This window comes from Serratia sp. CMO1 (assembly GCF_015689115.1).
GTDB classification, from domain to species: domain Bacteria; phylum Pseudomonadota; class Gammaproteobacteria; order Enterobacterales; family Enterobacteriaceae; genus Serratia; species Serratia marcescens.
The window spans coordinates 3,041,967-3,067,549 of the sequence record NZ_CP065032.1; the positions used below are offsets into that span (position 1 = coordinate 3,041,967).

The following is a 25,583-nucleotide window of genomic DNA, read 5'->3' on the forward strand; positions in this document are numbered from 1 at the left end:
TGGCCGATGACGCCTCTGATCCACACTCTGCTCGACGAAATTTGGCAAAGCCTGGGGCAGCGCCCCGCCCCCGCCGACCGGCTAACCGTAAGCGGCACCGGCGCATTGCCTTCGGCGTTTCCCGTGACCGAATTGGCTACCGCCGCCTGGGGCGCCGCCGGTTTGGCCTGCGCCGAGTTGCTTCGCCGCGAGGCGGCCGACGCGCCGCAGGTCTGGATCGATCAACGCCTGGCCTCGCTCTGGTTCGGCTGGACGCTGCGTCCGCTGGGGTGGACGCTGCCTGCGGCCTGGGATGCACTGGCCGGCGACTATGCGACGGCGGATGGCTGGATACGCCTACATACCAATGCGCCGCACCATCGGCGAGCGGTGGAGCAGGTGCTGGGTTCGGCATCGGATAAAGGCACGCTGGCGGAACGCGTGCTGGGCTGGAAAAAAAGCGAGCTGGAGGAAGCGGTGATCGAGGCCGGCGGCTGCGCGGCCCAAATGCGCTCGGCGGCCGCGTGGCGACAACATATTCAGGGCAAAAGCGTGGCGCTCGAACCGCTGATCCACGCCTCGCTGCAGCCGGAAGCGCCACCGCCGGGCTGGGCGCTACCCGTCGCCCGGCCGCTGCACGGCGTGCGGGTGCTGGACCTGACGCGCATTCTCGCCGGGCCGATCGCCACGCGTTTTCTTGCCGGTTTGGGCGCCGACGTGCTGCGCATCGATCCCTACGGTTGGGATGAGCCTGGCGTTGAACATGAAGTCATGCTGGGCAAACGCAGCACGCGCCTCAACCTGACCAATGCGCACGATCGCCATACGTTTGAACATCTGCTGAGAAACACCGACGTGATCGTGCACGGCTACCGTGCCGGTGCGCTGGAGAAGTTGGGCTATGGCGCGGAGGAAAGACGCGCGCTGGCGCCGGGCCTGATAGACGTCTGCCTGAATGCCTACGGCTGGAGCGGGCCGTGGCGCACCCGGCGCGGTTTCGACAGCCTGGTACAGATGAGCTGTGGGTTGGCGGAGGCGGGCATGGTTTGGCGCAGCGCCAGTTTGCCGGTGCCGTTGCCGGTACAGGCGCTGGATCACGCCACCGGCTATTTGATGGCGGCGGCGGTGCTGACCGGTATGGCGCAGCGCCTGAGCCGCGGCACCGGCTACCACGCGCGGCTGTCGCTGGCGCGCACGGCGCAGTTGCTGCTGGCGCATCCCTGTTCGGCAGACTACCGGCCGGAACCGCTGGCACCGGCCGGAACCGCCGACGAGAACCCGGAAACGGAATTGACTTACTGGGGGGCCGCGCAACGCCTGCGCGCCCCGTTAAGCCTGCAGGGCACGGCGCTGCAATGGGCGCTGCCGGCGACTACGCTCGGCACCTCGCAACCGGAATGGCTACGCCGCTAAATCGCCGCCAACTGTTGCTGCAGCCACTGCAGCAAGCGGGTGACCGCCGGCGTCAACCCGGCGGTCTGCGGCCACACCAGATAAACGTCGTCATCGCTCAGACGACGGGGCGCGGCCAACGCCACCAGTCTCCCCGCGTCGAGAGCATCCTGGACCAGCAGCTTTTTCGCCAACGCGATGCCAAACCCTTGCTCCGCCGCGCGAATCAACAATCCGGCATCGTTGAACAACGCCTGTTGCCGCCCGCATAACGGCCGCCCCTGCGCGTTGAACCAGTCGCGCCAGGGACTGACGTCGTGCTCGAGCAACGGAATATCGCCACCGTTCTCGAACGCCGCCCCCCATTCTCGCGCCATATCCGGCGAAGCGACAGGCAGCACGTCACCCGACGCGATGCGCTGCGCCTGCAGCCCCGCCCATTGACCGCTGCCGATGCGGATCGCCGCATCGAACCCTCGCTGCGACAGATCCTGCAGCGCCAGCGACGCATCGATATCCAGCGCAATATCGGCGCAGGCCTCATGAAAAGCAGGCAGACGCGGCAACAGCCAATAATGGGCAAAAGACGGCAACACGCTGATGCGCAGCGTCTGGCTTGTCGCCGCACGCCGGGCGCGGGCGACTCCCTGCTGCAGCGCCTGCAGCGCCGGTTCCACCGCCGCCAGCATCTCTTTCCCGGCCGCATTCAGGCGCACGCCGCGCCCGCGCCGTTCAAACAGCGGATAGCCGACCGCCTGCTCCAGCAGCTGAATTTGCTGGCTGACCGCACCGTGCGTCAAATGCACCTGTTCCGCCGTAGCGCGCAAATTTTCCAACCTGGCGGCGATCGCAAAGGTCGGCAAGACATGCAGGGGAATGCGTTCATTCATCATTGGTTAACCAGGCTATCCAAAAAGGTTATTTTTCATCGATTTTGACCGGCAGGCAAATGTTCTATGTTTACCCCATCATCCCTGACGCTTTCGGAGCCACCATGCACCCACGTTTACAACAGGATCTCGCGCAGTTTCCGCAGATCCTCGACCACACCCGCCAGTTGGCGGAAGATTTCCTGACCGGGCTGCAGCAACGCTCGGTCTGCCCGCCGCTCGAGCATCAGCAGCTGCAACCGGGCGACGATCGACTAGATGAAAACGGCGAAGGCGCCCTGGCGGCGCTGGAGCGTTTTTGGCAACGTTATCAGGCCGGCATTTCCGCCAGCGCCGGCCCGCGTTATTTCGGCTTCGTCACCGGCGGCGGCACCCCGGCGGCGGTCGCAGCGGACTGGCTGGTTAGCGTGACAGACCAAAATAGCTTGCTCAGCCATGATACCATCGCAGCCACGATCGAGCTGGCGGCCGTGACGCAGTTGAAATCCCTGCTGGGCCTGCCGGAAACGTTCAGCGGCAGCCTGGTCAGCGGCGCGACCATGGCCAATTTCACCGGGCTGGCCATTGGCCGGCAGTGGCTGGGACAACAGCACGGCGTGGATATCGCCCAACAGGGCCTGGCGGCGCTGGGTTCCATCCGGGTATTGTCGGCCAATCCACATTCCAGCAGCGTGAAGGCGCTCAGCATGCTCGGTATCGGCCGCGAGGCGCTGACGACCGTCGCCAGCCTGCCGGAGTCTGAAGCCATGGATATGGAAGCACTGGAACGGCAGCTCGCCGCCGGCGCCGGCCAGCCAACGTTGGTACTGGCCAGCGCCGGTACGGTCAACACCGTCGCTTTCGACGACCTGCCGCGTCTGCTGGCGCTGCGGGAGCGTTATCCGTTTTGGCTGCATGTCGATGCGGCATTTGGCGGCGTGGCGGCCTGCTCGCCGCTCTACGCTCCAAGACTTGAGGGCTGGCAGCATGCCGATTCCATCACTGTCGACGCGCACAAATGGCTGAACGTGCCTTATGACAGCGCGATCCAATTTACCCGCCATTTGGATCTGCAAATGCAGGTATTTCAGAACCATTCGGCCTACCTGGAAGCACCGACATTGCGGCCAGACAACTATCTGCATCTGACGCCGGAAAATTCGCGCCGCTTCCGCGCCCTGCCGCTTTGGCTGACGCTGAAAGCCTATGGCCGCAGCGGCATACGGGATATCGTCGAGCGCAACGTCCGATTGGCGCAGGCGCTGGGGGCGGCGCTGGCAGCCGATGACGGTTTCCAGCTGCTGGCGCCGGTGAATTTGAACGTGGTGTGCTTCGCACTCAGCCATCCACAGGGCGACAGCGAGGCGGCGCGCGATCGCTTTCTCGAGCGCCTGAGCCGGCACGGCGTGGTGCGCTGCACCCCTACGCGCTATAACGGTCAGCCGGGGATCCGCGCCGCGCTGGTCAACTGGATGACGGAGGAACAGGACATCCGGCTGGCGTTGGACTCGCTGCGCCATTGCCTGGCGGAAACGGCCTAGCGCGCGCGGCGTATTACCCGAGTTGGAAGGCCAGCAAACGCCGTTCTTGCCGCCCGTCATCGCCGATGTTATCCGGCGACAGCCAGGCGGCAAACGCCGCGCGCCGCGCCGGCCATTCCCCGTCGACGATCGACAGCCAGTCGGTGTCGCGCGTGCGTCCTTTGACGACGACGGCCTGGCGGAACGTGCCTTCATAGCGGAAACCCAAGCGCTCGGCGGCCTGGCGTGAAGGCAGATTGAGGCTATCGCATTTCCATTCGCAGCGCCGGTAGCCAAGATCGTCGAACAGATGCCGCAGCATCAGGAAAATCGCCTCGCTGCCCAGCGCGCTGCGCTTCATCAGCGGCGACCAGTTGATGGTGCCCAGTTCGGCCACGCCGTTGGCAGGATCGATGCGCAAAAAAGCGCAGCTTCCCACCGCGCACCCGTTTGACTGATCGATCACTACCATCGTGTTTCTGTCAGCGCTGGACGCCTGAGCCTGAAGATAACGCTGGAAATCTGCGCGCGACTGCGGCCGTTCCCAAAACAGATAAGTCCAGTCGCGATCGTCCTCGGCGGATTGATAAGCCTGATAAAGCGCCTCCCCCCAGCGCGCGAGGTTAAGCGGTTCGAGGCGGCAAAACCGCCCTTGCAACGGCGAGTGCCCGGGCATGCCTGCCGGCTGCCAATGAGGGAGGGCTTCGCCTATCGGCTGCCCATACTGATTCCGTCTCACCGCGACATCCTGTTTTTGAAAGGTGGAGAGGCAAGTTAAAACCAACGCGAGCCAGAGACAACTCCGACCTGCCATTCCTCCCCTGCGGATCGGGCCGCAGGATGATAGTTTAGAGAAATCACTGAATCACCGTTAAACATTCACGAAAACTATTTCATGTAAAATAAATATCCAGATAACTCATTGTAAAACGGTGATTTATAGCAACAAATAAGCTACACATTCCGGCCATAATGTTAACTTTCGTTTGCCGTTATGATAAAAAAAGAAGTGCTAATCATTAGCATGGAAAGCAGAAAAACACCATAACTTAATGATTTTTAAATAAAAAAACGAAAAACACCAGATGGAGCGTTTTTTGTCCACTCAAAAAATGCGCTGAAAGACGTCAAAAAAACGACACATGAATTTTTTTTAAGACTTTTCCTAGCAAACTAAAATTTTGTTTCGTGACATGATGAACAGATTCGCGGCAAGCAATGCAGACAGGCACGGGCGCCAAGCGCAGATCAGGCTCAACATGCCGAAGCTGGACGAGCAGCAGATCGCTCTGACTTAAGCCAAACTTATAGATTCATGCAATTAATAAGTTTAGTATGAAAATATCATTGAGTGACGCCGTGTTTATTGATAGAACACTCGCTACACTGAATTATTGCTCCATTTTGCCTTTCGGCTTTTTAGGCTTTTTCTCATATTACCGCAGTAAAACGGATTTAAGTGGGGGTGCGATATGCCAACGATTATCATGGATTCATGTAGCTATACCAGATTGGGGTTAACCGACTATCTGACTTCGCATGGCGTGAAGAAGCGCCATATTAATGCCATCGAGGACATTGACAGCCTGCATGAAAAATGCAGCAAGTTGAATCCGAGCCTGGTGTTTATTAACGAGGACTGCTTCATCCACGAAGCAAACGCCACCGAGCGAATAAAACGGGTCATTTCACTGCACCCGGATACGTTATTCTTCATCTTCATGGCCATTACCAACGTACATTTCGACGATTATTTATATGTTCGCAAGAACGTCATCATATCGTCAAAATCCATCAAGCCAGAGACTATGAATCAGCTACTTAGTCACTATCTCGAGAGAACGTCTCTGCGTACGGAGAAATCCTCTCTGGATCAAACGCCGGTAACGCTGAGCCAGACTGAATCAAACATGTTACGCATGTGGATGTCCGGTCAAGGCACCATCCAGATATCAGACCAGATGCAAATAAAGGCCAAAACGGTCTCTTCCCACAAGGGAAACATCAAGCGGAAAATAAAAACGCACAACAAGCAGATCATTTATCACGTTGTTCGTTTGACCGATACATTGACCAGTGGAATATTCGTCAATAGCCGCTGAACCACAGAGAACGCCCCCGCTCTGTTTTACCAGCCGTTAAATACCCGGTGATAATGTCATCTGGATAGCCGCCGCTGGAACCACAAAAAAATACCTGCTGCGTTATCCCCCGCTAGCGCAACGGGTATTTTTTTGCCGTCGATAAAAAAAATCTTACCGCAATGAAATAATCTCAAAATGGACAATTTCATTAGCAAATTAATGAGATTAGCCTAAGTTACTGCCCGTGCTCGCGACAGGGCTCCACAAACGTGCCGTCACGGCTGTCGATTTCATTAAAAAACCAGACGCCCGCCGGGTAGTCGTCAAGAGAAACCAGATACATGGTGCCTTCGTTGAACACCTCTACGGCCAGAATGACGCCTTCACGCCGCGGGCCGCCGTCTGTTTTTACCGTCACTCGATCGTTAACCTGCATACCCTTCTCCATTATTTGCGATTGCCGTCAGTGTATTACAAAACCGGAGGTGATGGACACCGCTCCAGCCCTGCCGGCCTCTGCTATCAGCGTAGCAGCCGCCTGGATTTTCACTTTCTTAACGGTTTGGCCGCAGAATCTTAAGCCGGTCTCGCGTAGCCTGTCTTCAGGCGTTTCCCCCCCAGAGAAGCGCTCGCAAATGAAGAAGTAACAAGGAACTTTTGCCCGCAGACTTGCGGGCTTTTTTTTGCGCACCGCTGAATTGCAGGCATAAAAAAACCCGCCGCGGCGGGTTTTTCTCAATCAGCGCCAGGCGCCAATTAGATAGCGGTAACGTTAGCCGCAGATGGACCTTTCGCACCGTTCTCGATAGAGAACTGTACGTTCTGGCCTTCAGCCAGGGTCTTGAAGCCTTGATCCTGGATAGCAGAGAAGTGTACGAATACGTCTTTGCTGCCGTCTGCTGGGGTGATGAAACCAAAACCTTTAGCTTCGTTGAACCACTTCACTTGACCTTTGATCATGTTAGACATGTCTAATTTCCTTCAATAATAAATGTAAGCCGCCATGGGCGAGGTAGCCGGTCATCAGTTACTTATGGAGGCACTGGAAAGGAAATTCGTCAGAGAAGGGCTATCCGGGATAACGCTTTAAATTTGAACTACTTTACTCAAAATGTCGTGCATAAATAGGTCTGTACCACAGGCCGACATCATTAACTCATGAGCGAGCGGCAATAGCAACCTTTTTCGCCGCAATGGGGCGCTAATCTCGGCTAAACGCACAGGAATTGACCCTGTCTGCCGATAGGGCCGCCGCCTGACTCGCCCGTAACGCCCAAGGCAAATGATAGTAATTCTCGTTCTGCTGTTTTATAGTTGCCTGACGAAATCATTCAGGGAGATTCACCATGCCGAGATGGCTTACATTACCGGCTGTCAGTACCGCCGCCCTGCTGGCCTTTGCCGCTTACAGCGCTCCGCAGAGTGCACTGGAGCTCAATTATCAAGCCCCCGACCCCAGCATGGCTCCCGCGCCCAAGCCGCCTGCCTCCTCTGAGCCGGCCCCCAAAACGGGAAAACCGCCGATCGCCTGGACAGAGGCGAGAGATAAAAGCGGTTTTCGCGTCGATATTGAGTGCGATCATCCTGGCTGCAGCAAACCGCGCGCCAAACCTTATCCCGCGTATGAAGGCCCGGTGAAGAAAACCGATCGCCGCCGCCAGTCTGATCCTTATTCCACCAATCAGGATCCCGATTACAACATTCAGTTGGGCTATGAGTGGTAGTGGCGCTTTCGGAGTAATGCCTATATCAGCCTCCTTTGCCGCTGCATAGAATATGCCTTAGTTCACCACTCCTCCTGGTGTTGAACACAACAAGCTGTGTTGCAAATCTTTATGCGCCTCCCTATAGGCGCTTTTTTTTGGGGCCTATCCCTCAAAGCGTCTTCCGATTACAGATTGCTCTCATTGCCCCACAAAGTGATGAATGTCACAAATACGCCTCCTTGCCATTCTTATTCGGAGGTAACGTTCATGGCCACAGGATCCCGTGCCCTCCTGGCCGTCTTGGCCGGCATTGCGGGCTTCGCCCTCTACAAGCATTTAAAATCTCAGAAAAAAAGCACACTCGTCCGCCCGCACGATCGGTAACCGACAACGCGCTTTCACCGCGAAGGCCCGGCACATCGCACGCCGCGCCTTCGCGGGCTGTCATGCTTTCATCACAAAATTGTCACATTATGGCCATATGATGATTCGCGTTTATCCGCTCTGGCTTAACACCAAGGATTTCGCCCATGACCATAATTAAAGCTGCAAACCATCAGGAAGCAGAAAAACTCATCCGCGCCGGCACCGCCAAGAAAATCGAACTGGCCTACGATATCGGCAGCGACGACTTCTTCCAGCTTGCCAGCCTGTGGTGCGATAAAGGCGCCAAAATCTCCAAAGGAAAAGAACACTTCATCGTCTCGTTGAAAGGGTTCCGCATCCCGCCTAACGATTAATGCCCTGCCGCCCATCGCGGCGGCTTCGCCCCTTCCTCGCAAAACCGCTCTATTCAACCACGCGCGCCTCATTCGATTTCGCTAAGCTAACAGCAGACTTTATTGCGGACGTTTCGCCTGATAATCACGTCCGCCACGATGAGGAGAGTAACCATGTCAACAAATGCAGCGCTGCCCGACACGATGAAAGCGATTGAAATCAGCCAACCGGGCGCTCCCGACGTTCTGGTCGTTACCGAACGCCCGGTGCCCGTTCCGCAAGCGGGCGAACTGCTGGTGAAAATCGCCGCCGCCGGCGTTAACCGCCCCGACGTGCTGCAGCGCCAGGGGAACTATGCCCCGCCGCCCGGCGCCTCGGATATCCCCGGCCTGGAAATTGCCGGCGAAGTGGTGGCCATCGGTGAAGGCGTGACCCACTTCGCGCTCGGCGATCGGGTTTGCGCCCTTATCGCCGGCGGTGGCTATGCGGAATACTGCACCGTGCATGAAAGCAATGCGTTGCCGGTGCCGGCGGGGCTGAGCCTGACCGAGGCCGCCGCGCTGCCGGAAACCTTCTTCACCGTCTGGGTCAACGTGTTCCAGCGCGGTCATCTCAAAGCCGGCGAAACCGTGTTGATCCATGGCGGCACCTCCGGCATCGGCACGGTCGCCACCATGCTGGCGAAGGCCTTCTGCGCCCAGGTGATCACCACCGTCGGCTCCGAAGAGAAACGTCAGGCCAGCCTGGCGCTGGGCGCCGACGTGGCGATTAATTACCGCAGCGAAGACTTTGTCGCACGCACCAAAGACGCCACCAACGGTAAAGGCGCCGACGTCATCGTCGACCTGATCGCCGGCGATTATGTCGCCAAAAACTATCAGGCCGCAGCGATGGAAGGCCGCATCGTGCAAATCGGCACGCAAAACGGCGTGGTGAAAGAGCTCAATCTGATGCCGCTGCTGCTGAAACGCCTGACCCATACCGGGTCGACGTTACGCTCGCGCAGCGTGGCGGACAAAGCGCAGATTGCCGCCGATCTGCGCGAAAAGGTTTGGCCGCTGCTGGAGCGCGGCGTGCTGAAACCGCAAATTTTTAAAACCTTCCCGCTTGAGCAGGCCGCCGCCGCGCATACGCTGATGGAGTCCAGCGAGCACATCGGCAAGATCATGCTGACGTTCTGAGCCTATTCCCCGCGGCCGGTGCTGCGGGGAAACCAATGCCACGTTCAGGGAATGATGCCGCGGCGGCGGAACTCATCGAACAGCGAGAAAAACATGGCTTCGGTTTCGACAAACTGGTGGAAACCGAAGCGCCGCGCCTTGCTGCCATCCGCGAACATGTCATAGTCCCAGGAAAAGACGAAATCGGCGAAACGCCAGCCGGCCACCGCGCGATAGTCCGGTTCGGCCAATTGGTGCCGCTGCGCCAACTCCCGCCACAGCGACGCTTTGTCCGCCATCATGCTCTCCAGCGGCATCGGCAGCGGCGGCGCACATTCCAGCCCAAAGTAAGCGGCGATTTTCGGCCACATCTCGCTCCAGCGAAACAGATCGCCGTTGTTGATATTAAACGCCTGATTGGCCGCCGCCGGCTCGGTCGCCGCCCACAGCGTGGCGCGCGCCAACAGCCCGGCCTCGGTCATTTCCAACAGGCTGTGGTAAGCGCCCGGTTTACCCGGGAAGCGCAACGGCAGCCCGAGCGCTTTGCTGATCGAGGCGTAAACCGCGATGCTTAACGCCAGATTCATCGGATTGCCGAGGGAGAAGCCCCCCACCACGCTTGGACGGATGGCGCTCCAACGCCAGCGCTTGCCGGCCTGCCGCTGCGCCAGATACTGCTGCTGCGCCACGTTAAACTCCGGCGGCATATGCCCGGCGTCGCTTTCGCGCGCCGGCGTTTTAAACGGCCCCAAATGCGCGCCATACACCTTATAGCCCTGCATCAGGCTGATATGTTCCAACGCCGGCGCGACCGGCTCCAGTTCCTCGACGACGTGTTGCAGCATCTGCAGGTTCGGCGCCACCAGCCCCGCCCAGTCCGGCGCATCCTGATAGGCGGCATAGAAAACGTGGCTAATCGCGCTCAGCGGCCGCAGCGCGTCGCGCGTCGCCGCCGCATCCAGCAGATCAACCTGAAGGTGGCGCACTCCCGGCGCCGGTTGCCCACCCCGCCGCGAGACGCCCACCACTGGCCAGCCCTGTCCGGCCAGTTCCTCAATCAATCGGCGCCCAATCACGCCATTGGCGCCGATCACCAATGCCTGCCGCTTTGCATTCATCTTGTCACTCCTCGGGTTATCGATGCCCTGAGTGTCATTGATTAGTAATGCTTGCGGTAGAAGAGACTTTCCACTAACACTTATAAGAAAAATCTAGAGGCAAGATCGACATGGATAAGCTGAACGCCATGAAAACTTTTATGCGGGTGGCGGAGCTGGGCAGCCTGTCGGCCGCCGCTCGCGATCTGCGTTTGACGCAGCCGGCGGTCAGTCAGCAAATCGCCGGCCTGGAGCAGCAACTCGGGGCCCAACTGCTGTTTCGCAGCACCCGGGCGGTCACCCTGACCGATGCCGGCAGCAGTTATTATCAGCGCCTCAAACCGATTCTGGCGGCGGTCGACGAAGCGGAAGAAGCGCTGCGCGGCCAGCGCCACCAGTTACAGGGCAATCTGCGCATTCATGCCCCGACCGGGTTCGGGCAGTTGCACGTCACGCCGCTGGCCATCGCTTTCCAGCAACGTCATCCGAGCCTCGCCATCGAGCTGCTGCTGGACGATCGTCGCGCCGACGTGATCGGCGAAGGCATCGACGTAGCGCTGCGTTTCGGTGAACTGCATGCGCCCGGCATGGTGGCGAAACGTTTGGGCGAGCTGCAACGCCTGCTGGTGGCGTCACCGGCCTATCTGGACAAACATGGCACGCCCCGTTCGCCGGCGGAGCTGGCTAAACATGCGCACATTCGTTACAGCGGTTTGAACGACGGCGATACGCTCACTCTGTTCGGGCCGCACGGCCCCGAGATGGTTGCAGTGCGGCCCACGTTCCGCGCCAACAATACGCTATCGCTGCTGGCCGCCATTGAGGCTGGAGCCGGTATCGGCGGCGCCCAACGACCGTTAATCGCCGAGCAGCTGGCGACGGGGGCGCTGGTGCCCGTTTTGCCGGAATACCGCTACCCGCCCATGGCGCTGCACGCGGTCTATCCCGCCTTACGTTTTATTCCGGAGAAAGTGCGCGCCTGGGTGGCGCATCTGCAGCAGGCGTTGACGGCGATCGAGGGAATTAGCGGAGTGAAGGCTCCCGGCCAGGCGCCGGGAGCCTAATCATTATTTGAACAGTTTACCGACCATATCGCCCAGCTCGTTGCTGTCTTGCTGAACTTCACCGTTTGGTGAGGCGGCATCCGCGACCGTTGGCAAGAACTGTGCAATGGTGCTGGACGCCTGTGCCGGATCGATGCCCAGCTTTTCAGCCAGTTGGTTGATGGCGTCGCTACCCAACGCCTGCTGCACATGGTCGCCGGTAATCGACTGATTTTCGCCATTGCCGAGCCAGGAACCGACGATATCGCCGAACTGCCCCTGACGGAACTTGTCCAAAATGGCCTGCAGGCCGCCTTGTTGCTCGACCCACTGCATAATGGCGATGTAGTCGATACCTTTACCACCGTTGGCGCCGCCGCCCAGAATGTTACCCAATACGCTATCGAACAGACCCATGATATTCCCCTTTCAGCGGGTACGGCCCGCGCCGCACCGCCGGATTGATTTCACGAAAAAGGGCCGCCGCGGCGACCCTGTTGAGCAACGGCTGCTTAGCCTTTGATCTTCCTGTAGACAAAAAGCACCACCAGAGCACCGATTACCGCCACCACAAAGCTGCCCAGGTTAAAACCGTCAACGCGGCCCATACCGAAGAAGGTGCTGATATAGCCGCCGACGACGGCGCCCACGATCCCCAATATAACGGTCACAATAAAGCCGCCGCCGTCTTTGCCCGGCATAATCCACTTGGCCAGGATACCGGCGATTAAACCAAAAATGATCCAGGAAATGATGCCCATCTTTACTCTCCCTATTACCTTTTGCCTAACAGAAATCCTATTACCAGGCCCACGACGGCGCCGGCGCCTATCCCCGCCCAAGGGTTATCCTTAAGGCAGGCACATGATTGCTCGAGCGCTGCTTTTACACCGCTGCTCATTTCGCAGGCGGTGGTTTTCACGTAGTCGCTCGGTTGCTCAACACCGTTTAGATCGTCATTTTCATATGACATGTCAAACCCTTACAGACCAACTCTCTGAGAATTTCGTCACATGTTTCGCGCCAGGCGCCGTCCGCTCCGCGATCTTGCTCTGGGCAATCTGCCCGCTGCCGCTCAATGCGGAGGCGTCCGGCGGCAAACGCACAACTTCACACTATGACTATAGTAAAAAATCAGCGGTTTACCCATTTCCGTCCGTCTGAATTTCACCATACAAAAAACGATCTGATTTCATCCCGCTGTCATCTTGCAAGGCTAAACTTTAAACACATCCTCCTGGAGGAAACGCCAATGTTCAATGCCCCCATAGTCCTGATCCTCGCGCTACTGTACGCACTGGCCGCCGCTTGGGACGGTTCCGCGGCGTTACTGTTTCATTGAGGTTACATAGCCGTTGTCACTTTTGCGATGCGCTTAATTGTGTCTTTATTTTTCAATTTCGCCAGCCGGTTGAAATAGCGGAAAATATCCCCTCCTCCCTCGGTAAAAATCCTATTTCGCTTCGTTTTTCGCCTGCGTTTAAATAAAGCGTAAAAAAAGCATTAATGGAAAATCCTGTTTAGCACAAAATATTCTATCATCTTCCTTATGGAAATTTGGGTTAAGGTCCCATTGGGAAAGAAAAGGAATAACAGGAAAAATGCTTTCTAACCAACGCTTTGAGCGCGAATTCTTGCGCCCTCGTTATTGGTTGTTGTGGATAGGACTGGGAATACTCTATCTCTTGGTATTACTGCCCTACCCGCTCATTTATCGGCTCGGACACGGCCTTGGCAGAATAGCCATGCGCCTAATGAAACGCCGGGTAAAAATAGCGCGCCGCAATTTAGAACTCTGCTTCCCCGCGATGCCCGCCGCCGAGCGCGAGGCGCTGATCGTCAAAAATTTTGAGTCCGTCGGCATGGGGCTGTTCGAAGTCGGCATGGCCTGGTTCTGGCCCGACTGGCGCATCGCCCGCTGGTTCAAGGTGAGCGGCATGGAAAACATGCGGTTGGCGCGTCAGGACGGCAAAGGCGTTCTGCTGATCGGTCTGCATTTCCTGACGCTGGAACTGGGCGCGCGCATTTTCGGCATGCAAAACCCCGGCATCGGCGTGCACCGCCCGCACAACAACAAGCTGATGGAATGGGTACAGACCCGCGGCCGGCTGCGCTCGAATAAATTCATGATCGATCGTAAAGATATCAAAGGCATGATCCGCAACCTGAAACAGGGCGAAATCCTGTGGTACGCGCCGGATCACGATTATGGGCCGCAAAGTAGCGTATTCACACCGTTCTTCGCCGTGGAAAATGCCGCCACGACCACCGGCACCTTTATCCTAGCGCGCATGGGGCGGCCGTCGATCGTGCCTTTCGTGCCGCGCCGCCTGCCAAACGCTCAGGGCTATGAGCTGATCGTGCAGCCGCCGTTGACGGACTTCCCGCTGGATGATGAAACGCGCGCGGCGGCCATGATGAACCGCGTGGTGGAAGAACAGGTGCTGCTGGCGCCCGATCAATACATGTGGTTGCACCGCCGCTTTAAAACCCGCCCACCCGGCGAGCCGTCGCTGTATTAACCGCGTTCGCGCCTTTGCCCGTCCTACCGGCGGCGAAGGCGCTCACCTCGCACGAGCATTCTACGTCAGGGGGACTACACTAATAAGTCACCGACGGCAATTATTGCCGCCAGCAATCATTTCTTCCCGCCCGAGGGCCGGTCGTTGCCTGTCGGGCCACAACCGAGGTCAATGTCATGCTGGTACAACCCTATTTGTTCTTCAGCGGCAACTGTGAGCAAGCGATTAACTTCTATGTACAGCAGTTGAATGCCAAAATTGAAATGGTCATGCGCTTCAAAGACATGCCCGAAGAAGCCCGCCAAGGCGGGCCGGAGGACGTCAATCCTGAAGCGATCATGCATGCGCGCCTGCTGATCGGCGACGGCGTACTGATGGCCTCCGACGGCTGTCCGCAAGATGACAGCGGCGGTGCTTCCCACAAAGGTTTCTCGCTGTCGCTGAACCCCAGCGATGCGGAACAAGGACGCAAACTGTTCGACAATCTGGCGCAGGGCGGCCAGGTGACGATGCCTTACCAAGCCACCTTCTGGGCCAAAGGTTTTGGCATGCTGACCGACAAATTCGGCGTCAACTGGATGATCAACGTCGAATAACCCCGCATGGCGCCGCTAGCTGTAGCGGTGCCAGTCATACGCCGCTTTGGCGAACAGCGCGAACAGCAGCGCCAACAGCGCCAATCCCAACCGCCAATAGGGCGACCGGCGGCGGCGCCAGGCGAAGTACATCATCACCGCCAGCGTTCCCAGCGTAAGGGGGTAATACACCGCCAGCGTCAGTAAAGCGATAATGATGTAATCAGACATTGCTCTTTCACTCCGAGGTGCTCACACCGCCGCTGATGCGGGCTGCGATCGACCTTTCGCCTTATCGCCTCGTTAAAGGCTAGAGGTCTGGCGCATTTATGCATAAAATATAAGATTGCTCTTAACTCAAACTGAATAGTAATCACACAACAAGGGTGACATGACTCAGCAGCAACCCATACAGGATGCCGTGCCGGCGCGCAGCGTTAAAAGCTCCCCATTATTATTTCAGGCCGGCGTGTTTGTCATCATCGTTGCCGCCACGCTGATCCTCTTTAACAGCTGGCAAATCTGGAACGCACACCAGCGCGATCTGCGCAGCGCCGAGCATGAATCCGCCAACCTCGCCCGCTCGCTGGCGCAGCATGCCGACGATACTTTCATGCAGGTGGACGGCAATCTGCTCGATCTGACCGAACGTCTCCAGAACGACGGATTGGGGCCCTCGCAATTGACCCGGCTGCAGCGGGTGATGCAAACGCAGGTCGGCAACCTGCCGCAGCTGCATGGGCTGTTTCTCTACGATGCGCGCGGCCGCTGGCTGGCGACCTCCTCGGGCAAATTCATCAAGAACGCCAACAATGCCGATCGCGATTACTTCATATACCATCAAAACCGCGACGACGGCGGCCTGTACATCGGCAAGGTGATCCGCAGCCGCACCACCGGCGATCTGATCATTCCCGTTTCGCGGCGTTTCAACAACCCGGACGGCAGCTTTGGCGGCGTGGTGCTGGCAACGCTGTACATCGATTATTTCCGCCAGTTTTACGACAGCTTCGCCCTCAACACCGACGCCTCACTGAACCTGCTGCTGGCGGACGGCACCATCCTTTACCGCCGCCCTTACTCGGCGGCGTCGATCGGTAAAAACATCGCCAAGGGCGTGCTGTTCAGCGAAATTTTGCCGCATTCGGAATTCGGTAACGCCACCATCACCTCGCTGTACGATAAAGTAGAGCGCATCTACGGCTATTCGCGGGTCAACCGCTTTCCGCTGGTGATCGCCGCCGGGCTGTCGAAACGCGACGCGCTGGCGGACTGGCGCACCGACGCCGGGCTGTTCGCCGCCGGCGGCCTCTCGCTGCTGGTGATCCTGTTGGCGATGGGCATGGTGCTGCTGCGGCAAATCAAGCACAGCATGCAAACCGAAGCTGAGCTGATGCGTACCCGCGATCAGTTGACCAGCATCAACCAGATGCTCGAAGAGCTGGCGCTGCTGGACGGCCTGACCGGGCTGGCCAACCGCCGCCAGTTTGATATCGCGCTGAAGAACGAGCTGGCGCGGGCTTCGCGCAACTACCGCAGCGTGGCGCTGCTGATGCTGGATATCGACTATTTCAAACAGTACAACGACAGCTATGGCCACGTCGCCGGTGACCAATGCCTGCAGCAGATCGGCCAAACGCTCAAAGGGTTGGCGTGCCGCAGCAACGACGTTCTGGCGCGTTACGGCGGCGAAGAGATGGGGATTATCCTGCCGGATACCGACGTCCAGGGCGCACTGATTTTCGCCGAACGCGTCATCAACGCGGTGCGCGATCTGAAAATTCCGCATCAGGGTAATCCGCACGGCATCGTCACCATCAGCATCGGTATCTGCGCCAAAGTGCCGCATATGTATAACGATACGCCGATCAGCTTTATCAATGAGGCGGACAGTGCGTTGTATCAGGCCAAGAAAAAAGGCAAAAACTGCATTTACGGCGCTTAATCATTAATCGGGCCACCAAAATTTGGCGGCCCGATTTATTACCAACCCAAATGAAATAATTCCCCTCCGCAACATTATTTCCCCGGTTTACCCTGCGCTCTGGATAAAATAACGCCAATAATAAGCGCAATATTTATTTCTATTAAAATTCAATGAGATAAAAAACTCGCCATTCCGCAGACAATTCGTGCCATTTTTGATTATTCGTGCCTACACGTAGCTCCGTTTAGCCCTCGTTTACTTTTCATTGGTATTGCCGGTGATACTCTTATCAGGACTATTCTCTATATCAGGAAGCCATCGCACGCTTCGGCGCACTGCGCCCTGCTGATACATCCATAATAGAACCCACAAATTTCACGTTGCAATTGGGCGGCCTGTTGACGCCGCTCCAGCCAGCCACGGCGCAAGCCAGTGCAGCCAACCACGCGGCAACCTGAAAGCGGGAATAAAGCGATATAGATTTGCGAGGAGATCTCATGCCTACTGGCGATATTATGCGTGAACAGGCCGTCCTGACGCTGCCGTTGCGACAATGGGCGGCAGCGGAAGCATCCAGCGCGGTCAGCGAACTGGAACAGGGCAAGGTGCTGTTTCTGCCCGAGCTGGCCTTCACTCTATCTGAGCAGGAAATGCCGCTGCTGGATCCGACGTTGGTCGATCCGAAGCGCAAAAACATCAGCTATCAACCGCTGTCCGGCAAACTGAGCGGCGTCGCCGTCGCGGAACGCCGGCAACAGGTTCAGCAACTGCTGGAGCGCTATTATCAATCTTGCCGCCAGCTGATCGCCGGGCTGTTGCCCGAGTATCAGGAGGCGCTGCACCACCCCACCGGCAGCCTGCGTTTGCACCCGGTTTCCGCTTGGCGGGCGACCAGTTCCTGGCGCAAAGACGACAGCCGCCTGCACGTTGACGCTTTCCCGTCGCGCCCGAACTACGGCGAACGCATTCTGCGCATTTTCACCAACATCAACCCGCACGGCGAGCGTCGCCAATGGCGCGTCGGCGAGCCGTTTCCTGAACTTGCGCAACGCTTTATGCCGCGCCTCGCGCGCTATTCCGCCTTCAGCAGCTGGCTGCAGCACCAGGTGCGCATCACCAAAACCCGGCGCAGCCATTATGACCACCTGATGCTGCAGTTGCATGACGCCATGAAGGCCGACGGTGATTATCAGCAACGGGGTCCGCAGCTGGCGCTGGAATTCCCGCCGGGCAGCAGCTGGATTTGCTTCTCGGATCAAACGCCGCACGCCGCGATGGGCGGCCAGTTTATGTTGGAACAGACCTTCCTGTTGCCGGTGAACAAGATGCAGGATCCGCAGCGTTCGCCGCTGAAAGTGTTGGAACAGCTGCGCGGGCAGCCGCTGATCTGAATGACTCGCCGCCGCCGGGATGCCGGCGGCGGCGAAACGCGCATTATGCCTCGAAGTCCCCTTGCTGGCGCGCCACCAGCGTCAGGATGCTGTACAGCGCCACCGGTTGCTGCTCCTGATTCAACACCTGAACATCCCACACCACCACGCCGTGCGGCCGATCTTCGGCGGTTTTTTGCGGCTTGCGGATTTTCTTTTTGCAGGTCAGCCGCACCTGAATGGTGTCGCCGATCTTCACCGGTTCGATAAAGCGCAGATTCTCCATGCCATAGTTGGCGATCACCGGCCCGACGGCGGCGTCGACAAACAGCCCAGCCGCGGCGGACACCACAAAGTAACCGTGCGCCACCCGCTCGCCGAACAGCGAATCGGCAGCGCCGATCTTGTCCATGTGCGCGTAAAAGTGGTCGCCGCTCAGGCAGGCGAAGTTGACGATATCCGCTTCGGTCACGGTGCGGCGCGCGGTCAACAGGCTGTCGCCCAGCTGCAACTGCTCGAAGTATTTCCGGAACGGGTGCACCGGGTGTTCGGCGACCGGCGCGCCGCGCACCCATTCGCCGCCGATGGCCGCCAGCATCGCCGGGCTGCCCTGGATCGCCGTGCGCTGCATATAGTGCTTCACCGCGCGCAGTCCACCCAGCTCTTCACCGCCGCCGGCGCGCCCCGGGCCGCCGTGCACCAGCATCGGCAGCGGCGAACCGTGGCCGGTGGACTCCGCCGCCGCCTGTTCATCCAAAATCAACATGCGGCCATGGGCGCACGCCGCCGCGCGAATGAATCGCTTGGCCAATGCCGGATCGGCGGTCACCAGCGATCCCGCCAGGCTGCCCTGCCCCAGCAACGCCAACGCGATCGCCTGCTCGGTATCCGCATACGGCATCAGCGTCGCCACCGGGCCGAAGGCCTCAGTGCCGTGCACCGCCTGATGGGTGAACGGATCGGCGCAATACAGCAGGGTCGGCGGATAAAACGCCCCGCCGCGCGCGCCGTCGCCCATGACTTCCAGCTTATCCAGCGACGCGCCGCACAGCGGTTCGCAGCCGTTGCGCAGCAGGAACTCCACCTTGCTTTGCACATCATCACGCTGCTCGTGGCTGACCAGCGCCCCCATGCGCACCTGCTCCAACTGCGGGTCGCCCACCGTCACTCCCGCCAGACGCTGCAGCAAGGCCTGACGTACCGCCGCCACCTGCGCCGCCGGCACGATGATGCGGCGGATCGCGGTGCATTTCTGCCCCGCCTTGGCAGTCATTTCACGGCACACTTCTTTGATAAACAGCGCAAATTCCGGCATCTCCGGCGTCACGTCTTCCGCCAGCACGCAGCAGTTGAGCGAATCCGCCTCCATGGTGAACGCGATCGATTTTTCCAACAGGCGCGGATGCGCCCGCAGCCGCTGCCCGGTCTGCGCCGAGCCGGTAAAGGTCACCGCATCCTGGTAATCCAGGTGCGCAAACATGTCGCCGACGCCGCCGCATACCAACTGCAGCGCCCCTTCCGGCACCAGCCCGCTGTCGACAATCAGCCTGACCATCGCCTGCGTCAGTTGCGCGGTGGCGGTGGCCGGCTTGATGATGGCCGGCATGCCCGCCAGCCAGGTCGGCGCCAGTTTTTCCAGCATGCCCCAGCAAGGGAAGTTGAAGGCGTTGATATGCAGCGCCACGCCGGGGCGCGAGGTCAATACGTGGCGGGCGGCGAACTGCGCCTGCTTCGACAGCGGGATCAGCTCATCTTCCGGCCACAGCGTATCATCCGGCAGATCGCGGCCGGCCATGCCGGCATAGGCGAACAGCGTGGCGATGCCGCCTTCGATATCGACCCAGCCGTCGCCGCGCGTCGCGCCGGTTTGATAGGAAATCTGATACAGCGCCTCTTTATGCGCCAGCAGGTGTTTCGCCACCGCTTTCAGCATCTGGGCGCGCTGCTGGAATGTCATGTGCGCCAGCGCCGGGCCGCCGTGGCTGCGCGCATAGCTCAGGCTCGCCGCTAACGGCAGGCCGTCGGAGCAGACCTGGTACAACGCTTCGCCGGTCACGGCGTGACGGATCTCGCGCGCCTCTCCCTGCCCGTACACCCAGGCGCCAGAAAGATAACTGTGTAACTGCTGCATGTGCCCTCCGGAATTCATAAATTTTCACCATACAGCTTAATTACGTATCACATAAATGCCAGTCGACGCCAAACTCAATTTTAACAAAAAAAGAACAAGAAGCGCTTTCAAGCCGATTTTCCGGCGTTAATACGGAGTCATTGCTTTTATTTATTAAATAAAATCAAAGAATTAACACAAACACTTGTGAGTGAGCTCGCAAAACCACATAAATCTCGTTTGATCTTTTTGTTATCAGTTTGTAGCCTTATGGTTAGTTAAAGTGATTCACATTTTTATATTTAATGTGAAAAATACGAATCACCAAGAGGCAAGCATGACAACTGACGCACAGTATCAGCAGCATTTCGACGACAAGATCGCGGCGGATATCGCCATTGAGGCCAAAGACTGGATGCCGGACGCCTATCGTCAGAACCTGATTCGGCAAATCGGCCAACACGCCCACTCGGAAGTCATCGGCATGCTGCCGGAAGCCAACTGGCTGACGCGCGCCCCCACGCTGCGCCGCAAGGCGGTGCTGCTGGCCAAAGTGCAGGATGAGGCCGGCCACGGTCTGTACCTCTACAGCGCCGCCGAGACCCTCGGCTGTTCGCGCCAGGACATCTACCAAAAGATGCTCGACGGCAAGATGAAGTACTCCTCTATCTTCAATTACCCCACGCTCAACTGGGCGGATATCGGCGTGATCGGCTGGCTGGTCGACGGCGCCGCCATCGTCAACCAGGTGGCGCTGTGCCGCGCGTCCTACGGCCCCTATGCGCGGGCGATGGTGAAGATCTGCAAAGAGGAAAGCTTCCACCAGCGCCAGGGCTACGAGGCGGTAATGGCGATGGCCAACGGCAGCGACACGCAGCGCGCCATGCTGCAGGACGCCATCGATCGCTTCTGGTGGCCGGTGCTGATGATGTTCGGCCCGAGCGACGCCGACTCCCCCCACAGCGCCCAGAGCATGGCGTGGAAGATCAAACGCCACAGCAACGATGAGCTGCGGCAGAAGTTCGTCGACAACACCGTACCGCAGCTGGAAGCGCTGGGCATGACGGCGCCGGATCCGGATCTGCACTGGGATGCCGCCGCCGGCCACTATCACTTCGGCGAGATCGACTGGAGCGAGCTGCATGAGGTGATCAAAGGGCGTGGCCAATGTAACCACGAACGCCTGCAGGCCAAACGCCGCGCCTGGGAAGACGGCGCCTGGGTGCGTGACGGCGCCATGGCTCACGCCGCGAAAAACGCCGCTTCCGCCGCATAGCCAACATAAGGAACCGAGATCATGAGCCACGTTGAATGGCCGCTGTATGAAGTGTTTATCCGCAGCAAACAAGGGCTGGCGCATCGCCACGTCGGCAGCCTGCACGCCGCCGACGACCAAATGGCGCTGGAAAACGCCCGCGACGCCTACACGCGCCGTAATGAAGGCTGCTCGATTTGGGTGGTGCAATCCCGCCATCTGATCGCCTCGCAGCCGGAAGACCGCGGCGCCTTCTTCGATCCGTCCGAAGACAAGATCTACCGTCATCCGACGTTTTACACCATTCCCGACGGCATCAAGAACATGTAGAGGCGACCATGACGGTTAACGATCCGCGCATCAGCTATTTGCTCCGCCAGGGCGACACGCCTTTGATCCTCGCCCAGCGTCTGTGCGCCTGGTGCGGCCACGCGCCCGAGCTGGAAATCGATCTGGCGTTGGCCAACATCGGGCTCGATCTGCTCGGCCAGGCGCGCAACTTCCTGAGCTACGCCGCCGAACTGGCCGGGCCGCCCTGCAGCGAAGACAGCCTGGCCTTCGGCCGCGACGAACGCCAGTTTCATAACCTGTTGCTGGCGGAACAGCCGAACGGCGGTTTCAACGACACGTTGGTGCGCCAGTTCCTGCTCGACGTCTACCACGTGCAGCTGCATCAGGCGTTGAGCCGCAGCGGCGATGCGCAGATCGCCGCCATCGCCGCCAAGTCATTGAAGGAGGCCGATTACCACCTGCGCTTCAGCCGCGGCTGGATGATCCGCCTTGGCGACGGCAACGACATCAGCCACCGCAAGATCCAGCAGTCGCTGGATAACCTGTGGCGCTTCACCGCCGAGCTGTTCCACGCCGACGCGCTGGAGCTTGAGCTGGCGGAACAGGGCATCGCCGTCGATCCGCGCCAGCTGCAGGCTCCCTGGCAAGCGCAGGTGGAGGAGACGCTGCGCCAGGCGACGTTGACGCTGCCCGCCGAGCAGGCGTTCCGGCACGGCGGCAAACAAGGCCGACACAGTGAACACCTCGGCCCGCTGCTGGCGGAGATGCAGTTCCTGCAACGCGCCTATCCAAACGGCCAATGGTAGGAGGCTGCGATGAACGTCACTCGTTTGCAACCCGCTGAAATCCCGCAGATTTGGCACTGTCTGCAACAGATCAGCGATCCCGAACTGCCGGTGCTGTCGATCACCGATTTGGGCATGGTGCGCGACGTGGCCCGCGACGGCAGCGGCTGGCGCGTGACCTTCACCCCAACCTATTCCGGCTGCCCGGCCACCGAATTTCTGCTCAACGCCATTGAGCAGCGGCTGACGGCCGCCGGCTTCAGCCCGGTGCAGGTGGACATCCGTCTCAGCCCGGCCTGGACCACTGATTGGATGAACGCCGACGCCCGCGAGCGGCTGCGGCAATACGGTGTAGCGCCGCCGCAGGGCCACACCTGCGATCGGCCGCATGCCCACGGCCCGGTAGCCTGCCCACGCTGCGGCAGCACCCACAGCGAGAAGATCAGCGAGTTCGGCTCTACCGCCTGTAAAGCGCTGTACCGCTGTTGCGACTGCCGGGAACCGTTCGACTATTTCAAATGCATATAGGAGCGCTGACACCATGACGGTCTTTCATCGCCTGAGCGTCGCCGCCATCGAGCGCGAAACGCCTGACGCCGTAGCCATCACCCTGCGGGTGCCCGAAGAGCTGCAAAACCAATACCGCTATACCCCCGGCCAGCACCTGACGCTCAAGGCGCTAGTCAACGGCGAAGAACTGCGGCGTTGCTATTCCATCTGCAGTTCGCCGCAGGAAGGCCTGCTGCAGATCGGCGTAAAAGCGATTGATCAGGGCCGTTTCTCCGGCTTCGTCAACCGCATGCTGAAAGTCGGCGATGCGCTGGAAGTGATGGTGCCGCAGGGGCGCTTCGGCTATCAGCCGCAGGCGGAGCGCCACGGCAACTACCTGGCGATCGCCGCCGGCTCCGGCATCACACCGATGCTGTCGATCATCAAGGCAACGCTGCAGTTCGAACCGGGCAGCAGTTTCACCCTGATCTACGGCAACCGCAACAGCCGTTCGATGATGTTCAAAGAGGCGCTGTCGGATCTGAAAAACCGCTACCCGCAGCGTTTTCAGCCGCTGTACCTGTTCAGCCAGGAGAGCCTCGACAGCCCGCTGCTCAGCGGCCGCATAGACCGAGAACGCCTGGCGGCGATCGGCGGCGCGCTGCTGGATTTCCGCGACTATGACCACGCCTTTATCTGCGGGCCGGAATCGATGATGGACGACGCGCAGACCGTGCTGGAGCAGGCCGGCGTACCGGCCAATCACATCCACAGCGAACGCTTCAACACCAGCGGCCTGGTCACCCGCCCGCGCCACAGCGGCGATCGCAACGCCACCCGGGTGGCGATCCTGCTCGACGGCCGCCGGTTGGATATCGAGGTCGGCGAACAGGACGACAGCATTCTCGATGCCGCGCTGCGCCAGGGCGCCGATCTGCCCTACGCCTGCAAAGGCGGCGTGTGCGCCACCTGCAAATGCCGTCTCAAGGCCGGCCAGGTGGAGATGGGCGTCAACTACAGCCTGGAGCCGGATCAGTTGGCGGCGGGCTATGTATTGAGCTGCCAGTCGTGGCCGAAAGGCGACGGCGTGGTGTTGGACTTCGACGTCTAGGAGCCGCGATGGACACCCCCTTTATTTTGCATCAGCAGCAACACCGCGTGGTCACGCTGACGCTGCATCGCCCGGAGGCGCGTAACGCCCTAAGCACGCCGTGTCTGGAACAGCTGGTTGCCCGGCTGGAGCAGGCCGACGCCGACAGCGGCGTGGGCGCCGTGGTGATCGCCGGCGCGGCGCGCTTCTTCGCCGCCGGCGCCGATCTGCGCGAACTGCAACAGCAGGATCTGCCGGCCACGCTGGCGGATCGCCGTCCGCAGCTGTGGCAACGGCTGACGCAGTTCAGCAAACCGCTGCTGGCGGCGGTGAACGGTTATGCCCTGGGCGCCGGCTGCGAGCTGGCGCTGGCCTGCGACATCGTCATCGGCGGCGAAAGCGCCCGCTTCGGCCTGCCGGAGATCACCCTCGGCCTGATGCCGGGCGCCGGGGGCACCCAGCGTCTGATCCGCTGCGTCGGCAAGACGCGCGCCAGCCAGATGGTACTGACCGGCGAAGCCATCGACGCCCGCACCGCGCTGCAGGCCGGCCTGATCAGCGAAGTATGTGTCGATGCCCTGACGCTGGAGCGCACGCAGCAGATTGCCGATCGCATCAGCCGCCAGGCGCCGCTGGCGCTGCGCGCCGCCAAACAGGCGCTGAAACAGGCCGAGGAAATCGGCCTTAGCCAGGGGCTGGCGATGGAGCGTCAGCAATTTGTCACCCTGGCCGCCACCGACGATCGCCGCGAAGGCATCGCCGCCTTTTTCGAAAAACGTACGCCAAACTATCAGGGGCGCTGATTTATGGATAACGCATTGATTCTCAGCCATCTCGACGCCGGCGTGTTGACGCTGACCCTCAACCGGCCGGATCGGCTCAACAGCTTTAACGACGAGATGCATCGCCAGCTGAGCGAAGCGCTGACGCAAGCCGAGCGCGACGACAGCGTGCGCTGCCTGCTGATCGCCGGTGCCGGGCGCGGTTTCTGCGCCGGGCAGGATCTCAACGATCGCAACGTCAGCGCCGATCAACAGGCGCCGGATCTCGGCCTGTCGGTCGAACGTTTCTACAACCCCCTGATCCGCCGCCTGACCGCCCTGCCCAAACCGGTGGTATGCGCGGTCAACGGCGTGGCGGCCGGCGCCGGCGCCGCGCTGGCCCTGGCGTGCGATATCGTCATCGCCGCCGACAACGCCGGCTTTATTCAGTCGTTCTGCCGTCTGGGGTTGGTGCCTGATTCCGGCGGCAGTTGGTTCCTGCCGCGGCTGGCCGGCCACGCCCGCGCGATGGGCATGGCCTTGCTGGGTGACAAAATCAGCGCTCAACAGGCGCTGGAGTGGGGCATGATCTGGCAGGTGGTGCCGGCGGATGAATTGGCCGACCGCACGCAAACGCTGGCGCGCCATCTGGCCACCCAGCCGACCTACGGTTTGGGGCTAATCAAGAAAGCCATCTACAGCTCGGCCACCAACAGCCTCGATCAACAGCTCGATCTGGAACGCGATCTGCAGCGATTGGGGGGCCGCAGCGACGACTATCGCGAAGGCGTCAGCGCATTCTTCGCCAAACGCACGCCAAATTTCAGCGGGAAATAGC

Annotated in this window: 28 protein-coding genes; 18 read left to right on the top strand and 10 right to left on the bottom strand. The window is 59.7% G+C overall.

Annotated features, from left to right (window positions below):
* The first annotated feature begins 6 nt into the window (after positions 1–6).
* Positions 7–1,392: a CoA transferase gene (locus IT763_RS14500; protein WP_143778263.1), complete on the top strand. Its 1,386-nt coding sequence runs from the start codon at positions 7–9 to the stop codon at positions 1,390–1,392.
* Here the strand turns inward: IT763_RS14500 and IT763_RS14505 are convergent.
* On the bottom strand, positions 1,389–2,264 hold the full coding sequence (locus tag IT763_RS14505; protein ID WP_016927211.1) for a LysR substrate-binding domain-containing protein: 876 nt from the start codon (positions 2,262–2,264) through the stop codon (positions 1,389–1,391). The two genes, IT763_RS14500 and IT763_RS14505, sit on opposite strands and share 4 nt — an antisense overlap.
* Positions 2,265–2,365: 101 nt before the next feature.
* On the opposite strand from IT763_RS14505, the gene IT763_RS14510 reads away from it, so the two are divergent.
* The gene (locus IT763_RS14510) at positions 2,366–3,781 is read left to right on the top strand and encodes a pyridoxal-dependent decarboxylase (protein WP_033641392.1); all 1,416 of its coding nucleotides are present in this window, start codon (positions 2,366–2,368) and stop codon (positions 3,779–3,781) included.
* A gap of 13 nt (positions 3,782–3,794) precedes the next feature.
* Here IT763_RS14510 and IT763_RS14515 read toward each other — a convergent pair whose 3' ends face one another.
* Positions 3,795–4,436, bottom strand: coding sequence for a GNAT family N-acetyltransferase (locus tag IT763_RS14515; RefSeq protein WP_080353574.1), 642 nt, complete (start codon positions 4,434–4,436; stop codon positions 3,795–3,797).
* 796 nt (positions 4,437–5,232) lie between these two features.
* Here IT763_RS14515 and rcsA point away from each other — a divergent pair.
* Positions 5,233–5,862 carry a transcriptional regulator RcsA gene (rcsA, locus tag IT763_RS14520; RefSeq protein WP_004935115.1) on the top strand — a complete coding sequence of 210 codons (630 nt, stop codon included), beginning with the start codon at positions 5,233–5,235 and terminating at the stop codon, positions 5,860–5,862.
* Positions 5,863–6,079: 217 nt separating this feature from the next.
* Here the strand turns inward: rcsA and dsrB are convergent, their stop codons facing one another.
* Both dsrB and cspE read right to left on the bottom strand, forming a co-directional pair.
* Complete coding sequence (dsrB, locus tag IT763_RS14525) at positions 6,080–6,280, bottom strand: protein DsrB (protein WP_004935117.1); 201 nt, start codon at positions 6,278–6,280, stop codon at positions 6,080–6,082.
* A gap of 320 nt (positions 6,281–6,600) precedes the next feature.
* Positions 6,601–6,813, bottom strand: coding sequence for a transcription antiterminator/RNA stability regulator CspE (gene cspE / locus IT763_RS14530; RefSeq protein WP_004935122.1), 213 nt, complete (start codon positions 6,811–6,813; stop codon positions 6,601–6,603).
* A gap of 377 nt (positions 6,814–7,190) precedes the next feature.
* On the opposite strand from cspE, the gene IT763_RS14535 reads away from it, so the two are divergent.
* From IT763_RS14535 to IT763_RS14545, 3 genes are all read left to right on the top strand, one after another.
* Positions 7,191–7,568: a hypothetical protein gene (locus IT763_RS14535; RefSeq protein WP_033639980.1), complete on the top strand. Its 378-nt coding sequence runs from the start codon at positions 7,191–7,193 to the stop codon at positions 7,566–7,568.
* A gap of 512 nt (positions 7,569–8,080) precedes the next feature.
* Positions 8,081–8,290: a hypothetical protein gene (locus IT763_RS14540; RefSeq protein WP_004935132.1), complete on the top strand. Its 210-nt coding sequence runs from the start codon at positions 8,081–8,083 to the stop codon at positions 8,288–8,290.
* A 153-nt stretch (positions 8,291–8,443) separates the two neighbouring features.
* Complete coding sequence (locus IT763_RS14545) at positions 8,444–9,451, top strand: NAD(P)H-quinone oxidoreductase (protein WP_028128134.1); 1,008 nt, start codon at positions 8,444–8,446, stop codon at positions 9,449–9,451.
* A 44-nt stretch (positions 9,452–9,495) separates the two neighbouring features.
* Here the strand turns inward: IT763_RS14545 and IT763_RS14550 are convergent, their stop codons facing one another.
* Positions 9,496–10,548: an SDR family oxidoreductase gene (locus tag IT763_RS14550; RefSeq protein WP_206194792.1), complete on the bottom strand. Its 1,053-nt coding sequence runs from the start codon at positions 10,546–10,548 to the stop codon at positions 9,496–9,498.
* Between the two features lie 110 nt (positions 10,549–10,658).
* Between IT763_RS14550 and IT763_RS14555 the strand changes: the two genes are divergently transcribed.
* The gene (locus IT763_RS14555) at positions 10,659–11,591 is read left to right on the top strand and encodes a LysR family transcriptional regulator (protein WP_033639977.1); all 933 of its coding nucleotides are present in this window, start codon (positions 10,659–10,661) and stop codon (positions 11,589–11,591) included.
* A 3-nt stretch (positions 11,592–11,594) separates the two neighbouring features.
* On the opposite strand, the gene IT763_RS14560 is transcribed toward IT763_RS14555, so the two are convergent.
* The 3 genes from IT763_RS14560 to IT763_RS23475 all read right to left on the bottom strand — a co-directional run bounded on the left by IT763_RS14560 (position 11,595) and on the right by IT763_RS23475 (position 12,543).
* Positions 11,595–11,987 carry a YidB family protein gene (locus IT763_RS14560; RefSeq protein WP_016927203.1) on the bottom strand — a complete coding sequence of 131 codons (393 nt, stop codon included), beginning with the start codon at positions 11,985–11,987 and terminating at the stop codon, positions 11,595–11,597.
* Positions 11,988–12,082: 95 nt separating this feature from the next.
* Positions 12,083–12,331 carry a GlsB/YeaQ/YmgE family stress response membrane protein gene (locus tag IT763_RS14565; RefSeq protein ID WP_004935146.1) on the bottom strand — a complete coding sequence of 83 codons (249 nt, stop codon included), beginning with the start codon at positions 12,329–12,331 and terminating at the stop codon, positions 12,083–12,085.
* Positions 12,332–12,345: 14 nt separating this feature from the next.
* Positions 12,346–12,543, bottom strand: coding sequence for a hypothetical protein (locus IT763_RS23475; RefSeq protein WP_371811594.1), 198 nt, complete (start codon positions 12,541–12,543; stop codon positions 12,346–12,348).
* Between the two features lie 628 nt (positions 12,544–13,171).
* On the opposite strand from IT763_RS23475, the gene IT763_RS14570 reads away from it, so the two are divergent.
* Positions 13,172–14,092, top strand: a complete 921-nt coding sequence (locus IT763_RS14570) for a Kdo(2)-lipid IV(A) acyltransferase (protein ID WP_028128135.1) — start codon at positions 13,172–13,174, stop codon at positions 14,090–14,092.
* Positions 14,093–14,268: 176 nt separating this feature from the next.
* Positions 14,269–14,688, top strand: coding sequence for a VOC family metalloprotein YjdN (gene yjdN / locus IT763_RS14575; protein ID WP_016927200.1), 420 nt, complete (start codon positions 14,269–14,271; stop codon positions 14,686–14,688).
* Positions 14,689–14,703: 15 nt separating this feature from the next.
* Here the strand turns inward: yjdN and IT763_RS14580 are convergent, their stop codons facing one another.
* On the bottom strand, positions 14,704–14,898 hold the full coding sequence (locus IT763_RS14580; RefSeq protein WP_016927199.1) for a hypothetical protein: 195 nt from the start codon (positions 14,896–14,898) through the stop codon (positions 14,704–14,706).
* A gap of 160 nt (positions 14,899–15,058) precedes the next feature.
* On the opposite strand from IT763_RS14580, the gene IT763_RS14585 reads away from it, so the two are divergent.
* Both IT763_RS14585 and IT763_RS14590 read left to right on the top strand, forming a co-directional pair.
* A complete protein-coding gene (locus tag IT763_RS14585; protein WP_033639975.1) occupies positions 15,059–16,612 on the top strand; it encodes a sensor domain-containing diguanylate cyclase in 1,554 nt (517 codons plus the stop codon).
* A gap of 479 nt (positions 16,613–17,091) precedes the next feature.
* Positions 17,092–17,985, top strand: a complete 894-nt coding sequence (locus IT763_RS14590) for a Kdo hydroxylase family protein (RefSeq protein ID WP_028128136.1) — start codon at positions 17,092–17,094, stop codon at positions 17,983–17,985.
* Between the two features lie 43 nt (positions 17,986–18,028).
* On the opposite strand, the gene paaZ is transcribed toward IT763_RS14590, so the two are convergent.
* A complete protein-coding gene (gene paaZ, locus IT763_RS14595; RefSeq protein WP_016927196.1) occupies positions 18,029–20,095 on the bottom strand; it encodes a phenylacetic acid degradation bifunctional protein PaaZ in 2,067 nt (688 codons plus the stop codon).
* Positions 20,096–20,411: 316 nt separating this feature from the next.
* On the opposite strand from paaZ, the gene paaA reads away from it, so the two are divergent.
* Genes paaA through paaG form a run of 7 tightly spaced genes read left to right on the top strand, consistent with a single transcriptional unit; the run spans position 20,412 to position 25,582 of the window.
* Positions 20,412–21,350, top strand: coding sequence for a 1,2-phenylacetyl-CoA epoxidase subunit PaaA (gene paaA, locus IT763_RS14600; protein WP_049300290.1), 939 nt, complete (start codon positions 20,412–20,414; stop codon positions 21,348–21,350).
* A gap of 21 nt (positions 21,351–21,371) precedes the next feature.
* Entirely contained in the window at positions 21,372–21,659 is a 288-nt protein-coding gene (paaB, locus tag IT763_RS14605) for a 1,2-phenylacetyl-CoA epoxidase subunit PaaB (RefSeq protein ID WP_004935173.1), read from the top strand.
* An 8-nt stretch (positions 21,660–21,667) separates the two neighbouring features.
* Positions 21,668–22,426: a 1,2-phenylacetyl-CoA epoxidase subunit PaaC gene (gene paaC / locus IT763_RS14610; protein WP_016927195.1), complete on the top strand. Its 759-nt coding sequence runs from the start codon at positions 21,668–21,670 to the stop codon at positions 22,424–22,426.
* Between the two features lie 9 nt (positions 22,427–22,435).
* Positions 22,436–22,933 carry a 1,2-phenylacetyl-CoA epoxidase subunit PaaD gene (gene paaD / locus IT763_RS14615; RefSeq protein ID WP_060444593.1) on the top strand — a complete coding sequence of 166 codons (498 nt, stop codon included), beginning with the start codon at positions 22,436–22,438 and terminating at the stop codon, positions 22,931–22,933.
* A gap of 13 nt (positions 22,934–22,946) precedes the next feature.
* Positions 22,947–24,005 carry a 1,2-phenylacetyl-CoA epoxidase subunit PaaE gene (gene paaE, locus IT763_RS14620; protein WP_049300292.1) on the top strand — a complete coding sequence of 353 codons (1,059 nt, stop codon included), beginning with the start codon at positions 22,947–22,949 and terminating at the stop codon, positions 24,003–24,005.
* An 8-nt stretch (positions 24,006–24,013) separates the two neighbouring features.
* Positions 24,014–24,787 (top strand): 2,3-dehydroadipyl-CoA hydratase PaaF, encoded by a 774-nt coding sequence (gene paaF / locus IT763_RS14625; protein WP_206194793.1) that lies wholly within the window; start codon positions 24,014–24,016, stop codon positions 24,785–24,787.
* A 3-nt stretch (positions 24,788–24,790) separates the two neighbouring features.
* On the top strand, positions 24,791–25,582 hold the full coding sequence (paaG, locus tag IT763_RS14630; protein ID WP_015378353.1) for a 2-(1,2-epoxy-1,2-dihydrophenyl)acetyl-CoA isomerase PaaG: 792 nt from the start codon (positions 24,791–24,793) through the stop codon (positions 25,580–25,582).
* Position 25,583: the final 1 nt, after the last annotated feature.